Origin of the sequence: Massilia sp. LC238, from assembly GCF_000735635.1 — a bacterium.
Lineage (GTDB): Bacteria > Pseudomonadota > Gammaproteobacteria > Burkholderiales > Burkholderiaceae_D > Telluria > Telluria varians.
Genome location: NZ_JNNN01000021.1, coordinates 1 through 14,759, shown reverse-complemented (window position 1 = coordinate 14,759; position 14,759 = coordinate 1). Strand labels below are relative to the sequence as shown.

Sequence of the window (14,759 nt, the reverse complement as noted above, 5' to 3'; positions counted from 1 at the left end):
TCAATGCAGGTCGTGCAAGCGCGTCACGCTCGCCAGGTGCGACGGCGACGGCGACTCGAGCATGCGCAGTACCTCCAGCACTTCCGGGTGGGTGATGAAATCCGCGGCCGACCTGGCCTGCAGCAGGCGCTCCGGCGGCTGCGAGCGCGCCACCGCCCAGCCCTGCACGTAATCCACGCCGATCTCCGCCAGCGTCTGCACGGTGGCCGCGTCTTCCGCCCATTCCGCGATCGTCTTCATGCCCAGGTTGCCCGCCAGGCTGACGATCGCTTCGACGATCGCCACGTTGGCCGGGTGGGCGTTGATGTTGACGATGAAGTTGCCGTCGATTTTCAGCACGTCGGCCGGCAGTTCCTTCAGGTAGGAGAAGGAGGTGTAGCCGGCGCCGAAATCGTCGAGCGCCACCTTCACCCCGAAGCTGCGCACCTGGTCGATGAAACGGCGCGTATTGTCGAGGTCATGCAGGGCGACACTCTCCGTGATCTCGAGGCACAGGCGGCTGGCGACGTGCACGTAGCGTCCCAGGATGTCGAAGGTGTCCTGCACGAAGCGCTCGTCGTTGAGCGAAGCGCCCGACAGGTTCATGCAGACGAAACGGGTATTGCCCAGCTCCTCGGCATGCTCGGCGATCCAGGCCAGGGTGGTGTTCAGCACCCAGCGGTCGATCACGCTGGCGCGGCCGCTCTTCTCGGCCGCCGAGATCACGGCGCCGGCCGGCACCACGCGGCCGTCCGGCTCGCGCATGCGCAACAAGACCTCGAAGTTCAGCGATTCGCGCGGGCTGCGCAGGGACATGATCGGCTGCATCTCGAGCAGCAGGCCTTCGGTGGCCTGCGGCCCGGACAGGCGCGCCACCATGTCCAGCTCGGCCGCGCGCTGGCGGAAGGCTTCGGCGCCGCGTTCGTACACCACCAGGCCCTCGCCCTGCCCCGTCTTGGCTTCGCGGCAGGCGCGGTCGGCGGTCGACACGGCGTCCTTCATGGCGATGCCCGGCGTCACCTCGATCAGGCCGACCGAGCCGCGCACGTGAAAGGCCTTGTCGCCCACCCGGTAAGGCGTGTTGCCGAGGCGGTCGACGATGCCGCGGCAGATGATCGAGGCCAGCGGGATGGCGGTCTCCGGCATCAGGATCACGAACTCGTCGCCGCCCACGCGGCCGATCTGCTGGCCGCCGGCCAGCATGGTGGCCATGCGTTCGCACACCTGCTTGAGCACTTCGTCGCCGGCGGCGTGGCCGAACAGGTCGTTGATGAGCTTGAAGCGGTCGAGGTCGACGTAGGCCAGGGCCATCGGCTTGCCGGCGGCCAGGCCATTCGCCGCCAGCGCGAATTCGCGCTCGATGCCGCGGCGGTTGAAGACCTTGGTCAGCGGATCGTTGTTGGCCATGAAGTGCAGCTGCTCGGTGGCCTTGTGCTTTTCGGTGGTGTCCTGCAGCACGCCCTCGATGCGCGAGCGCGCCAGCGTGGCGCTCACCAGGAAGCGCTGGGTGCCGTCGCGGCTGGTCAGTTCCATCTCGGCCTCGGCCTTGGCGTGCACCCCCTCGTGCAGTTCGGTCCAGGTGCTTTCGGTGAAGAACTGGCGCCATGCGGTGCGGCCCGGCACGAAGCTGGCGATGCCCAGCATCTTCTGCAGCGCCGGGTTGACGCTCAGGAAGTGGCCGTACATGTCGAGCGTGAACAGGCCTACCGGCATGGCCTGGTAGGCGTGCTCCAGTTCCTGCTGGGCCGCTTCGCGCTGCTCGGTCTCGACCCGCATCTGCTCGGCCACGGCCAGCGCGGCCAGCAGGCTCGACGCCAGCGCGGCGGTGACGCTGTTGATGATGCCCAGCAATTCGCGCATGCCGAGCGCGGCCGAGGCGACTTCGGCGATGGTGGCCAGGAAGCTGACGGCGAAGGAGGCGGCAAACCAGGAGGCGACCCGGTTGCGCGATTCCGCGATGATCTTGAACAGGCCCACCGTCATCACCGAGAAGCAGCATACGGTGATGCCCCACAGCAGCGGCAGGTACATGCCGTAAGGCAGGAACATGGCGGCGGCCAGCATCGGCATGCACAGCCACTGCATGATGCGGAACGGCAGCACGTAGCGCAGCGCGGCGATGTTCTCGCGCAGCAGCGACTGGTACAGGGTGAGCGTGGCGATGCCGTACAGGGTGATGGTCACCGAACGGCTGCGCAGCAGCCAGTCCGAGGGGATGGTCTGGCCGAGCCACTGGATGTCCCAGCCGGCCGACAGCGCGGCCACCCGCAGGTTCAGCACCAGCCAGCCGGCGAACAGCACGTACAGCGGCTGGCGGTTGATCAGGGCGGTGATCAGGATGAACAGGGCCAGCACGATCATGCCGCCGTCGAGCAGGCCCGATTTGCGGTGGTACTGCTCGACCGAGAGCTGGTGCTGTTCGGCCGGCCACTGCAGGACCGACAGGCGCGCCGGGCCGGAGAAATCGGCGCGGCACAGCAGTTCCGGCGGCAGCGGGTTCAGCGTGAGGGCGAAGCCGGCTTTCGAGGCTTCGATGGCCCCTTGCCCGGCGCTGCGGGTGGCGCTGCCGAGCGGCGCCAGGCTGGCGGCGTCCCAGCAGGCCACGTCGAGCGCGTGACGCGAGGGAAATTCGACCACCTGGGCGCCGGCGCGCGGCATCGGCTCGAAGGCGAACCAGACCGGGGCTTCGGACAAATGGGTGTCATGGCCGGTCACCAGGCTGGAGGCGCGCGCGCGCGCCAGCGCGGCGCCCGGCGACAGGCTGGCTTCCTGCTGGACCGTCACGTGCATCGACAGCGGCACGTCGCCGGAGGTGCGGTACTGGTCGTGCCAGAAGATCAGGGCGACGAGGGAAACGAGGCCGATCCCGAACGGGATCAGGTAATACGAGAACAACTTCAACACCCGCTCTACCACCGCATGCGCGGCGGCCAGGAGCGAAGAACGACGTTGGGGTGTTGGGATGGACATAAGCTGGACCGGTGCGAATCAATGCTGCGCCGGAGCCGGCGCAGCGTCAAGTCGCAAGGATACAGCTTTAGGTAGATGCCGTCATGCAATATATGCTTAGCAAATAGCGAATTGGCGTGTCTGCAACGTCAAATCCGTCAATTTTGTCACCTTGGTGGTGGCCAGCGCCGGCGGCGCGGCGGGGCCGACGTCGATGTCCGGATGCTGCGTATCGAAGAAGAATTTGGCCAGCGGATGGCGCGCATCGCGGTAGCGCTGTTCGAAGCTGGCAATCTCGAAGGCCATGACGCGGTGCGGGATATTGCCGACGTGGCGCAGCGGCACGGCGCCCTGCTCCGGGAACACGTCGGAAAACAACAGCTGCTCGTACTGGCGGTCCACCGGCGGACGGCCGGTAGCGACCGAATAGTCGATGGCGTTGTCTTCGCAATACATGAAACAGGCCTTGATCAGTGCCATCTTGACCACACGGCCGATGCGGCCTTCGTCGATGCCGAGGCGGGTCGCTTCGACCAGGCGGCGGCCCTGCAGCCAGGACGGCAGCTCGACCGATTCCTCGACGCCGAGCGGGCGGTACAGGTTGGTGCGGATGCGGGTACTGCCGATCGGCGAGCCGTCCAGCCGGGATTCGGCCAGCAGCACGATGGTGTCGTCCTCGTAGTCGGCGGCTTCGGGCTGGGCCAGCGAGCGTGCGAAGTCCGGCACATGGCGGGCATAGGCCGCATGGCGGATCTTCACGGCCTTGAGCAGGTCGGCCTCGGTTTCGACCCGGCGAATGGTGAACGGCAGGCGCTCGATGGGGCGATCGGCGGCGCGAGCGGCGCGGGCCACAACGGCGGGGTTGGAAACGACTGGGTCGAACAGCGACATGGCTACTCCGGATTGAAATTATGAAACGAAACTTGCTTGAATCAAATTATCAATCCGATCAGCAAAAATCTAATTGCTGAGCTGAAGCACTTTTTGCCCTCTGTTTGTCCTACACAACTGCAAGATTATTCCGACAATTTTGCAAGATTTCTCCTACAAGAAAGCACGAGCGTACTTAACAATGTCGTCACACTTACCAATAGGTATTTGACAATCAGCGCCGCCCGGTCAGCGCCGCAGCGTGCCTACATCATGCGCGCCGTGCCGGACACCCGGATCGATCCACCCGCGTCAAGGCCGATGTCGGCGGACAGGCGCGAGCGCATGCCCATGTCTTCGCCCTGCACCACCTCGATGCGTCCGCCGTGCGGCCAGCCGATGTCGCGCAGGTAGCCGGCCAAGGCCGCGGTGCCGGCCCCGGTCGCCGGGTCCTCGAGCACGCCGCCGGAGGCGAAGGGATTACGCGTATGGAACAGCTGCGGCGTTTCCGCCCAGGCGAAGACCACCGTCACCAGGCCGTGTTCGTTCATCAGGCGGCGGCCGGCGTCGAGCTCATAGGCCATGCGGGCCAGCGCGGCGCGGCTGTTCAGCGCCAGCACCAGGTGGTCGGCGCCGCCGTGGGCCAGGGCCGGCGGGATGCGCTCGTCGAGGTCGGCGCGGGTGTAGCCGAACAGGGCCAGCGCGGCGTCGACCAGCGCGGCGGGCGCCGGGCGGCTCCTGGTCGGCGGGGCCTGCAGGCTGGCCGCCACCCGGCTACCCTCCACCCGTCCCTCGACCGAGATGGTGGCCGCGTTCAGCGCCAGCTCATAGCGGCCGTCGCCGAAGCGGCGCGCCAGCGCGGCGCCCAGCGCAATGGTGGCATGGCCGCAGAACGGCACTTCGGACTCGGGCGAGAAATAACGCACGCGCCAGGCCCCGGTCGAGCCGGCAAGCTGCGGCGCGGCGAAGGCGGTTTCGGAAAAGCCGATGGCGTGCGCCAGCGCCCCCATTTCGGACGGGGACGGCAGCGCCTCGCCGATCCAGACGCCGGCCGGGTTGCCGCCCTGGTCGCCGTCGGAGAAGGCGGCAATGCGGAGGATGTCGGTGTCGTTCATGGCAGTCTCTTTCTTGTGCTTGGGCGACCGCCATGATAATGCCTCAGGGGCAGCCCTGCTGCATGGCCGCGGCCATCTCCTCGGGCGAGACGTCGCGGATACGGGTGGCCATCGACCAGCGGTGCCCGAACGGGTCTTCGACCACGCCGTAGCGGTCGCCCCAGAACATGAGGCGCTCTACTTGCGCGCGATCGCGCCCGCTTCCACCGCGCGCTCGAAGGCGTGGTCGACGTCCGGCACCGACAGGTGGATGGTGACAGGCGTGCCGCCCAGCGCCGTGGGGCCGCTGGCGTCCCAGTCGGGGAATTCGTCCATCAGCATGAGCATCGAATCGCCGATGCGCACGCTGGCGTGGGCCAGCTTGCCGCCGGGCCCGGGCAGGCGCATGACTTCCTCGGCGCCGAAGGCGCGCGTGTAGAAGGCGATGGCGTCGGCGGCGCCGGCGCAGACCAGGTGGGGCGTGATGGTGTGCATGCCGTCTTCGACGGGCTTGACGGTGTTTTCTAGCGTGCTCATGGCGGTCTCCTCGGTTGGGAACAAGCGTACAGACACTAGCGCCGGGCGAAGGTTCTGGCCATCCCTAAAAAGCTGGCGCTGTCAACTTTAACTATGGATGAGCGCGGAACTGCTGAGCTGTTTCATGGTCGAACGCCTGTCATCACAGACGGGAACGACCATGCGCGCACCGCATTTCAAGAAGTGGTTTGCCAGACTCCCCGCACTGAACCTGCCCCAGCGCCTGCAAACGCTGGCGGCCCTGCATCCCGCTGCCGGGCTCGACCAAGTCATTGCCCTCATCGGCCAGATCGGCGCCACGCAGCGCCGCTGCCCCAGCTGCGCCTGCGAACGCTACTACCGGCACGGTCAAGCGAACAGCCTGCAGCGCTACCGCTGCCGCGCCTGCGGCCGCACCTATAACGACCTGAGCGGAACGCCGCTGGCGCGGCTGCGGCTACGTGAAAAATGGCTCGATTACCTCGGCACCGTGCTCGACTCGAAGTCGGTACGCGCAGCCGCCAGTGACCTCGGCGTGCACCGCAACACCGCCTTCCGCTGGCGCCACCGCTTCCTGGAGCGCCCCAGGCATGTCCAGCCGAAGTGCCTGGCCGGCATTGCCGAGGAGGACGAGATGTTCATCTTGGAATCGCAGAAAGGCGCGCGCAAGCTGGATCGACCGGCGCGCCGGCGAGGCGGCCGCGCCCGCAGGCGCGGCATTTCACGCGAACTCGACTGCATTCTTGTCGCGCGCGACCGCAGTGGCCAGACCGCCGATGCCGTAGTCGGCCGTGGCGCCTTGACGGTTGCGCAGCTGGAGCAGCACCTGCTGCCCCGGCTCGATCGGCAGGTGCTCTTGGTCAGCGACGGCCATGGGGCGTATCGCCGTTTCGCCCGCAAGCATCGCATTGCGCACGAGGCGGTGAACCTTCGTGCGGGCGTACGGGTACGCCGCGGCCTTACCGGTGTCATCCATGTGCAAAATGTGAATGCCTACCACCAGCGCTTCCGGCAGTGGTTGAGCCGCTTCCGAGGAGTAGCTTCGCGCTACCTGCCGAATTACCTGGGCTGGCGTCGGGGGCTCGATGGTGGACGGATTAGGACGGTGGAGCAATTGCTGCGACTCGTGTTCGGAGTCATCCATAGCTAACGCTGACAGCGCCAAAAAGCTTGACCTGGGACCGTGCCGGCCCTAGTATTTAGACAATCATCTAATTAGAAAGCGATCGAACATGGCAGGACCGCTGAACGAGGTGTTCAAGGCGATCGCCGATCCGACGCGGCGCGAGATCCTGCGCCTGCTGCGTCACGAAGAGATGAGCGCGGGCGAGGTGGCGGCACGCTTCGACATGAGCAAGCCGACCATGTCGCATCATTTCGCAGTGCTCAAGGCGGCCGGCTTGATCACCAGCCGGCGCGAGGGGCAGACCATCTGGTATGCGCTCGACACCACGGTGCTCGAGGACGTGCTGGCCTGGTCGATGGACATGGCGCGCGGCGCCAGGGGAGAAAAATGATGAAGAAGCGTTTTATCCTGGTGTGCCTGGCGGCGATGCTGATCGTGCTGGGCATGGTCGTGGCGATCTATCCGGAACTGCCGGCGCGGGTGCCGGTGCACTGGAATGCCGGCGGCGAGATCGACGGCTGGGACGAGCGCCACACTCTGCTGATCCACTCCGCCTTCCTGCTGGGACTGGCCGCGCTGTGGCTGGTGCTGCCCAGGATTTCGCCGCAGCGCTTCGCGGTCGACGGTTTCGAGAGCACCTGGTGGTTCAGCGGCATGCTCATGGTTTGCCTGATCGCCTACCTCCAGTGCGTCCACCTGTGGGCCGCATACCGGCCCGGCTTTCCGATGGACCGCGCGGTGCTGGGCGGGCTGGGGCTGCTGTTCGTCCTGCTCGGCAACGTGATGGGCAAGGTGCGCCGCAACTTCTGGCTCGGCATCCGCACGCCGTGGACCCTGGCGAACGAACGCGTGTGGTACGCCACGCACCGGCTGGCGGCCAGGAGCATGGTGGCAGGCGGCCTGCTGCCCCTGCTGGCGGCCTTCGGCGTGCTGCCGGGGGCGGTGGCGGTGGTGGCGATGGTGGTCTCGGCGCTGGTGCCGGTGGCGTTTTCGCTGATCTACTACAAGCGGCTGGAGCGCGCCGGGACGCTCGAGGCCTGATCCTTCAGCGCTCCAGCACCTCTTCCAGGCGCCGCGCCAGGAAGTCCACCAGGGCGGCCACGCGCGGCGCCAGCGATCCCTGTTTATAGAAGACGGCCCACACCGGCTGGGTCCACGGCAGGCTCGCCCCTTCCAGCACCGGCACCAGCCTGCCGGCCGCCACATCGGCGCGCGTCAGGAAATCCGACAGCGAGGCCACGCCCGCCCCGGCCAGCGCCAGGTGGCGCACCGTTTCGCCGCTCGATGCCGCCACGCTTGGTGCCACCGTCCACCCTTCCCCGCCGGCGTGGCGCAGCGGCCAGGTGTTGAGCAGGGCCGGCGCCGTGAAGCCCAGCGTGCGGTGCTCCTTCAGCGCGTCGACGCCGGCCGGCGTGCCATGCTTGTCGAGATAGGCGGGCGCCGCCAGCACGCGCAGGCGCGAGCTGCCCAGGCGGCGCGCGTTCAGGGTCGAATCGGGCAGCGCGCCGATGCGGATCGCCAGGTCGGCCCGTTCCTCGATCAGGTCGACGTAGGTCTCGCCGCTGACCAGCTCCAGCTGCACCAGCGGATACTGGTCCAGGAATTCCGGCAGCAGCGGCGCCAGCAAGTGGTCGAGCGCCGGCGTGGCCGCGTTCACCCGCACCAGGCCCGAAGGCTGCGAGCGCCGCGCGGCGGCCTCGAGCTCGGTATTCGCCAGGTCGGCCAGCAGGCTGCGCGCCCGCCCCAGCAGCCAGCCGCCCTCTTCCGTCAGCTGCAGGCGCCGCGTGGTGCGGTGCATCAGCGTCATGCCCAGGTGGTCCTCGAGCCGCGAGATGGTGCGCGACACCCCCGAAGGCGTCTGTCCGAGCCGCTCGGCGGCCTTCGAGAACGACCCTGTATCTATGACTGCAGCGAACGCAATCAAGGCTTCTACATCGATCATTCGTGACTCCACGTCAAAAGTAAATTGTACGACAAGGCATTTTTCTGCGCAGCCCGAAGCGGCACACTGCGAGGCCTGGATCAATCCCCCGGCATACAAAGGAGAACACCATGCCACTCGCCCTCTGGGCGCTCACGCTGAGCGCCTTCGCCATCGGCACGACCGAGTTCGTGATCGTCGGCCTCATTCCCACCATCGCCGCCAGCCTGAACGTGTCGGTGCCGTCCGCCGGCCTCCTGGTAAGCCTGTACGCGCTCGGCGTCGCCGTCGGCGCGCCGGTGCTGACCGCCCTCACCGGGCGGGTGCCGCGCAAGCAGCTGCTGCTCGGCCTCATGCTGCTTTTCACCATCGGCAACCTGGTGGCCTGGATGGCGCCCGGCTACGCGGCCCTGATGGCCGCCCGCGTGCTGACCGGCCTCGCGCACGGCGTGTTCTTCTCGATCGGCTCCACCATCGCCACCAGCCTGGTGCCGAAGGAAAAGGCCGCCAGCGCGATCGCGCTGATGTTCACCGGCCTGACCGTGGCCCTGGTCACCGGCGTGCCGCTCGGGACCTTCATCGGCCAGCACTTCGGCTGGCAGGCGACTTTTCTCGCCGTGTCGCTGCTGGGCCTGATCGCGATCGTCGGCAGCTGGATCCTGGTGCCGGCCGACATCGCCGGCAGCAAGCCCTCGAGCCTCCTGACCCAGCTCGCGGTGCTGAAGAAGCCGCGCCTGCTGCTGGTGTATGCCATGACCACGCTCGGCTACGGCGGCTCCTTCATCGCCTTTACCTACCTGGCGCCGATCCTGCAGGAAGTCTCGGGCTTTGCCGCCTCGAGCGTGAGCCTGGTGATGCTGGTCTACGGCGTCTCGGTCGCGGCCGGCAACATCTGGGGCGGCAAGCTGGCCGACCGCAAGGGCCCGCTGCCGGCGCTGCAGATCGTGTTCGCGCTGCTCGCGCTGGTGCTGCTGGTGCTCAGCTTCACCGCGCCGAACAAGTGGCTGGTCCTGGGAACCGTGCTGGCCTGGGGTGCGGTCGCCTTCGGCAACGTGCCCGGCCTGCAGGTCTACGTGGTGCAGCGCGCCGAACGCGATGCGCCGCATGCGGTGGACGTGGCCTCGGGCCTGAACATCGCCGCCTTCAACGTCGGCATCGCCTTCGGCGCCTGGGGCGGCGGCCTGATCGTCGCCAAGTTCGGCCTCATGGCCACGCCCCCAATCGGCGCCCTGATCGTCGTCGGCGCCTTCCTTCTTACCACGCTGGCGCGCTGGCTCGACCGCCGCGACGGCCTGCCAGCCAAGGCGGCTCGGCAACACGCCGTCGCCACCCACTGATTTTTCAATGAAAGGATTCACCATGCACATGCCACAACTCGGCCTCGGCACCTTCCGCCTGCAGGGCCAGCAGGCCATCGATTCGGTCCGCAACGGACTCGAACTGGGCTACCGCCACATCGACACCGCCCAGATCTACGGCAACGAAGCCGAAGTCGGCAGCGCGCTGTCCGCGTCGAAGCTCGCACGCAACGAGGTCTTCGTGACCACCAAGATCTGGACGGAGAACCTGGCCGGCGAGGTCCTGGTGCCCAGCCTGAAGGAGAGCCTGCGCAAGCTGCGCCTGGAGCAGGTCGACCTTACCCTGATCCACTGGCCTTCGCCGGGCGCCGCGGTGCCGGTGGCCGAATCGATGGGGGCCCTCCTCAGCGCACGCGAAAAGGGTTTCACGGGAGCCATCGGCATCTCGAATTTCCCGGTCGCCCTGATGCGGGAAGCGATCGATGCGGTCGGCGCCCACAACATCGCCACCAACCAGGTCGAGCTGCATCCCTACCTGCAGAACCGGACGGTCGCCGCCTTCGCACGCGAGATGGGCATCCACGTCACCGCCTACATGCCGCTCGCCTACGGCAAGGTCATCGATGATCCGGTCATCCAGGGAATCGCCGCGCGCCATGGCGCCACGGCCGCGCAGGTGACGCTGGCCTGGCTGATGTCCAAGGATTATGCCGTCATCCCCTCGTCGACCAAACGCGCCAACCTGGCCAGCAACCTAGCCGCCGGCAGCCTGGTGCTGACGCGGGACGAGCTGCTTGCGATCGAAGCGCTGGACCGCGGCGAACGCCTGGTCAGCCCCGAGTTCGCGCCTGGGTGGGACTGACTACTCGTCGAGTTCGGGATAGTGGCGGAAGATCCCGTTCTGGTTGAACGGGATGCGGCGCGGCGAGGCCAGGTAGGCCGCGATATTGGGCCGCGCCGCCACGCGGTCGCGCAGCGCGCCGAGGGCCGGATACTCGCCCTCCAGCCGCTTCATGGCGTTCGGGAAGGCATAGCGCAGGCCTTCGATCACCTGGAACAGCGACAAGTCGGCATAGCTCGGCTTGTCGCCCACCAGCCAGTCGCGCTGCTCGGGATTGGTGAGCAGGCGCGAGAAATAGCCGAAGAACTTGGGCAGGCGCGTCTCGATGAAGTCGGCGGCGCGCCGCTGCGCTTCCGGCTTCTGGTCTTCATAGTAGAGCGAGGTGGCGATCGGATGATGGGTATCGTGGATCTCGGTGACCAGGTCGGCGATGGTCAGCTGCAGCTGGTGGGTCCACAGCCGGCCCGGATCGGAGCGGGGCGCCAGCGCGTGCTGCTCGCCCAGGTACAGGAGGATGTTGGCCACCTGGCCGATGGTCAGCTCGCCGGCACGCAGGAAAGGCGGCGCGAACGAGGGACGGGTTTCGGTCTCGAGCGCCGACTGCAAGAGGTCCATGCCGCCCTCGCGGCGCGCCACGTCCACGTACTCGGCCCCCGCCTCTTCCAGGGCAAGCCGGACGAACTCGCCACGCCCTTGTATACCCGGCCAGTAAAAAAGTTCATACGCCATCTCGCACCTCCGGTCTGGTTCGGTCTGGCGCAATTATCGATGATGAATCGGAAGCGTGTCGCCGCACAAACATGGTAATCTTGTAGTGCCTGTCAGGCGAAAACAAAAAGTCGCAAAACCGGCGAAAAAAAACAAGCAAGAACAAGCAAGACGAACCACGAGAGAGAGACACGACATGAACGCAACCCGTCCCAGCGGTTTCATTCCCATCCCCCAGCGTTCTCCGTATTACCACAGCACGAGTTAGCATCCTGGCAAATTGCGTGGCAGAATGTGATTTCTGCGATGCAAGCCCATTTACACTTGCGGCCTCCTGAAACCCACTGCAGCGCGCAGCAGGTTTTCCGAGTACCCATGTAGCGGGCATCGAAGATAAAGCAGTGGCGCCGCCGTGGCGCCCGCAACTTTACGCCGACTGGAGCGCTCACATGATTTTCGCTCACCTGACCAAGGGTTGGATTGCACGCCGCAACCAGTACACGCCTGCCTCCTGGATGCTGAGCATCGTGCGCAGCCTGCGCGTGCTGCGCTACTGGCGCGAGCACCAGGCCCTGTGCCGCCTCGACCTGGTGCGCCGCTTCGTCGCGGCCACCCCCAACGACGACCTGTTCCATCACCTGAGCCACCGCAGCTACCTGGCGCGCGACCTGAGCGCGCGCGAGCGCGTGCAGTGCGTGCTGTCGCACTACCGCTTCGAGGACGCCGCCTTCAGCAATGCCTACCACCAGGCCGTCTACGGCGGCGGCGGGCTCACGCTGTGGCAGCACGACACCGGTGAGCACAGCTTCCTGCTGCGCCTCGAGATGGCGCCGCGCCACGATGCCGAGGGCGACCTCACCATCTCGCTGGTCGCCGACGGCAAGTACCTGCACCGCCTGTCCTATACCTGGATCGACGGCCAGCTGGCCGGCAGCGAGCTGCCCACCGTGCCCTTCGTCACCCGCAACCAGGGCCGCTGGCTTGACTCCGGCGCCGCCTTCGACGCTTTCGAAGAAGCCTTCCCCAACAACTCGCCGAGCTTCTTCTGCTTCGCCGCGATGCAGGGCGTGGCGCAGGCCCTGGGCATCGACCAGGTGGTGGCGATCAAGTGCACCTCGCACATCGCCTACGATCCGGCCGACCTGAAACACTTCGAGAATGCCTACGACGGTTTCTGGAAGATCCTCGGCGGGGTCGAGATGCCGGGCCGCAGCTACCTGATCCGCCTGCCCTTCTACCTCAAGCCGCTGGCCGACATGCCGTCCAAGCACCGCAAGCGCGCCGCCCAGCGCCGCGAATACTGGCGCGCCATCGGCGACTCCACCCGCACCACCATGCTGCGCCACATGGTGCCGGCCGCCGATACCCAGGCACGCGCAGTCGCGGCGCCGGCCACGGCCGAAGCCTGAGGCCGGGCGGCTCGTCGCGGGCCGCCCGCCATCCCGTCTGTCCCATCCGGAGCGTGCCGGCAAGGCCGGAATCCGGCGCGCCGGCCCGGGCATTCCGACTATGATGATGGGACATGCCTTCTCGAGCCCATTCGACATCCGACAGCCGCGCGTCGCCCGCCGTCCCCGTGCCCGCCTTGCCGCGCCTCGTCGCCTGCGCCTGCGCACTCATCGCCGCCATTTGCCTGCTGGGATGGGCGGCCGGCATCGATTCGCTCGTTTCCGTCTTCGCCGGTTTGCCGGCCATGGTCCCGCTGACCGCCACCCTGACCCTGCTCGCCAGCGGCGCACTCACTTTGCACGGGCGCGGCGCCGATACCCGCTTCGGCCCGGCACTGGCGCTGCTCGTGACCGCCATGGCGGCTGCGATCCTGCTGGCACATGGCAGCGCGCGGCTGGACTGGCCATTCGCATCGTCCTTCATTGCCGACCATGCCGGCTGGTGGCGTTTGTCGTCGCCGCTGACCGCGGCGATGTTCTTCAGCATGGGCATCAGCCTCCTGGCCCTGCCCCGTGCGCGCCATGTCCAGCTCGCGCAATGGCTGGCGCTCGGGGTGCTTTCTCTGGCCGCGCTCACGCTGGCAAGCTACATGTTCCGCGACACCTTCCTGTACCAGTCGCTGCCCGGCAGCGGCACCTCGATCCTCACGGCCCTGGTGCTGATCCTGCTGCCGCTGGGCGCCCTGGCCGCACGCCCTTCCGAAGGAATGATGGCGGCGGTCGCCGGCCACACCCCCGAGGCGCAGATGGCGCGCCGGCTGCTGCTGTCGGCCATCGCCATGCCGGTCCTGCTCGGCGCGCTGGTCTGGCTCGCCCTGCACTTCGATGCCACCGACACCGAAACCGGCATCGCGCTTCTGGTCTGGGGGATCGTGGCCCTGATCGTGGCGAGCACCTGGCACGCGGCGCTGCGCCTGAACCGCGCCGATGCCGCCCGCCGGCGCGCCGAGCAGGCGCTGGAACGGGCCCTGGACTCGTTGCGCGAAGCGGACGCGCACAAGGACCGGTTCATGGCGGTGCTGGCGCACGAACTGCGTAATCCGCTGGCCCCGATCCGGGCGGCGGCCGACTTGCTGCGCCTGCCAGGCGGCGCCGACGCCGCGCAGCAGCATCGCACCGCCGAGATCATCGCGCGCCAGGTGGAAACGATGACCCACCTGGTCGAGGACCTGCTCGACGTGTCGCGCGTGCGGCAAGGCCTGATCGCGGCGGAACGCGCGCCCGTGGACCTGTGCCTGGTCCTGAACGACGCCCTCGATCAGACCCGCCCGCTGTTCAGGCAGCGCCGCCACCGGCTGCATGCGGACCTCCCGCCGCAGGGGCCGGTCGTGCTGGGCGACCACAAGCGCCTGGTACAGATCGTCGCCAACCTGCTGGTCAACGCCGCCAAGTACACGCCCGAAGGCGGCGCGATCCGGCTGGCCCTGCAGGTCGGGCGCGAGCGCGCCGAGATCAGCGTGCACGACAACGGCGTCGGCATCGAGGCCGGAATGCTCGGCCGGGTGTTCGACTCCTTCAGCCAGGTCACGCGCACGCCGGGCCGCAACGAAGGTGGCCTGGGCATCGGCCTGGCGCTCGTCAACAGCCTGGTCGAACTGCATGGCGGCACCGTCAGCGCGCATAGTGCCGGCCTGGGCCTGGGCAGCACCTTCGTCGTGACGCTGCCTTGTGCGCCCGCGGCGGCGCAGCCGGACGCCGTGGCCTCCTAGGGCCAGCCCGACTTGCCAGCCTGTCCTGCCACTTTCGCATGGTTGCGGTGCCGGACACTGTTGAAACTGAAGGCGAGCTGCTGCAGGCCGCATCGCCCTGCTTCGCTCAGCGAGTCGAGTCCAGGTAACGTGAAGGATCGACTCCCCATTTGACTGGCGATTCATGGCGCAGTATCTTGTCGCCGCCGCCGAAGCCGAGCGGCTTGGACAGGTCGAGGGTCTGCGGCTTGATGTAGGTCTGGTTCTTGGTGCTGAAGAACACGTTGACCTTCGGCGTGAGCAGGCTGGTTTCGTGCGGCT

At 67.4% G+C, this 14,759-nt stretch carries 12 protein-coding genes and 2 pseudogenes; 7 read left to right on the top strand and 7 right to left on the bottom strand.

Annotated features, from left to right (window positions below):
• The 4 genes and pseudogenes from FG94_RS04705 to FG94_RS04690 all read right to left on the bottom strand — a co-directional run bounded on the left by FG94_RS04705 (position 1) and on the right by FG94_RS04690 (position 5,429).
• Positions 1-2,883 carry a bifunctional diguanylate cyclase/phosphodiesterase gene (locus FG94_RS04705; protein ID WP_229445857.1) on the bottom strand — a complete coding sequence of 961 codons (2,883 nt, stop codon included), beginning with the start codon at positions 2,881-2,883 and terminating at the stop codon, positions 1-3.
• A 162-nt stretch (positions 2,884-3,045) separates the two neighbouring features.
• Positions 3,046-3,819: a hypothetical protein gene (locus tag FG94_RS04700; RefSeq protein WP_229445855.1), complete on the bottom strand. Its 774-nt coding sequence runs from the start codon at positions 3,817-3,819 to the stop codon at positions 3,046-3,048.
• Positions 3,820-4,064: 245 nt separating this feature from the next.
• Positions 4,065-4,913 carry a PhzF family phenazine biosynthesis protein gene (locus tag FG94_RS04695; RefSeq protein WP_036207768.1) on the bottom strand — a complete coding sequence of 283 codons (849 nt, stop codon included), beginning with the start codon at positions 4,911-4,913 and terminating at the stop codon, positions 4,065-4,067.
• A gap of 43 nt (positions 4,914-4,956) precedes the next feature.
• Positions 4,957-5,429 (bottom strand): annotated as a pseudogene (locus FG94_RS04690) (VOC family protein).
• Positions 5,430-5,589: 160 nt separating this feature from the next.
• Here FG94_RS04690 and FG94_RS04685 point away from each other — a divergent pair.
• The 3 genes from FG94_RS04685 (at position 5,590) to FG94_RS04675 (ending at position 7,575) form a co-directional block, all read left to right on the top strand.
• Entirely contained in the window at positions 5,590-6,558 is a 969-nt protein-coding gene (locus tag FG94_RS04685) for an IS1595 family transposase (protein ID WP_036207855.1), read from the top strand.
• 82 nt (positions 6,559-6,640) lie between these two features.
• A complete protein-coding gene (locus FG94_RS04680; protein ID WP_229412980.1) occupies positions 6,641-6,925 on the top strand; it encodes an autorepressor SdpR family transcription factor in 285 nt (94 codons plus the stop codon).
• Positions 6,925-7,575, top strand: coding sequence for an SdpI family protein (locus tag FG94_RS04675; protein ID WP_036207767.1), 651 nt, complete (start codon positions 6,925-6,927; stop codon positions 7,573-7,575). Before FG94_RS04680 ends, FG94_RS04675 begins: the two co-directional genes overlap by 1 nt.
• 4 nt (positions 7,576-7,579) lie before the next feature.
• Here the strand turns inward: FG94_RS04675 and FG94_RS04670 are convergent, their stop codons facing one another.
• Positions 7,580-8,476 carry a LysR family transcriptional regulator gene (locus tag FG94_RS04670; RefSeq protein ID WP_036207766.1) on the bottom strand — a complete coding sequence of 299 codons (897 nt, stop codon included), beginning with the start codon at positions 8,474-8,476 and terminating at the stop codon, positions 7,580-7,582.
• Between the two features lie 110 nt (positions 8,477-8,586).
• On the opposite strand from FG94_RS04670, the gene FG94_RS04665 reads away from it, so the two are divergent.
• Both FG94_RS04665 and dkgB read left to right on the top strand, forming a co-directional pair.
• Positions 8,587-9,792 carry an MFS transporter gene (locus tag FG94_RS04665; RefSeq protein WP_036207762.1) on the top strand — a complete coding sequence of 402 codons (1,206 nt, stop codon included), beginning with the start codon at positions 8,587-8,589 and terminating at the stop codon, positions 9,790-9,792.
• 22 nt (positions 9,793-9,814) lie between these two features.
• The gene (gene dkgB, locus FG94_RS04660) at positions 9,815-10,615 is read left to right on the top strand and encodes a 2,5-didehydrogluconate reductase DkgB (RefSeq protein WP_036207759.1); all 801 of its coding nucleotides are present in this window, start codon (positions 9,815-9,817) and stop codon (positions 10,613-10,615) included.
• On the opposite strand, the gene FG94_RS04655 is transcribed toward dkgB, so the two are convergent.
• Positions 10,616-11,323 carry a glutathione S-transferase gene (locus FG94_RS04655; RefSeq protein WP_036207756.1) on the bottom strand — a complete coding sequence of 236 codons (708 nt, stop codon included), beginning with the start codon at positions 11,321-11,323 and terminating at the stop codon, positions 10,616-10,618.
• Positions 11,324-11,751: 428 nt separating this feature from the next.
• On the opposite strand from FG94_RS04655, the gene FG94_RS04650 reads away from it, so the two are divergent.
• Both FG94_RS04650 and FG94_RS25795 read left to right on the top strand, forming a co-directional pair.
• On the top strand, positions 11,752-12,711 hold the full coding sequence (locus FG94_RS04650; RefSeq protein ID WP_081925795.1) for a DUF535 family protein: 960 nt from the start codon (positions 11,752-11,754) through the stop codon (positions 12,709-12,711).
• Between the two features lie 113 nt (positions 12,712-12,824).
• Positions 12,825-14,459: a HAMP domain-containing sensor histidine kinase gene (locus FG94_RS25795; protein WP_152570840.1), complete on the top strand. Its 1,635-nt coding sequence runs from the start codon at positions 12,825-12,827 to the stop codon at positions 14,457-14,459.
• A 106-nt stretch (positions 14,460-14,565) separates the two neighbouring features.
• On the opposite strand, the pseudogene FG94_RS04640 reads toward FG94_RS25795, so the two are convergent.
• Positions 14,566-14,759, bottom strand: a pseudogene (locus tag FG94_RS04640) (phosphodiesterase); the annotation flags it as partial.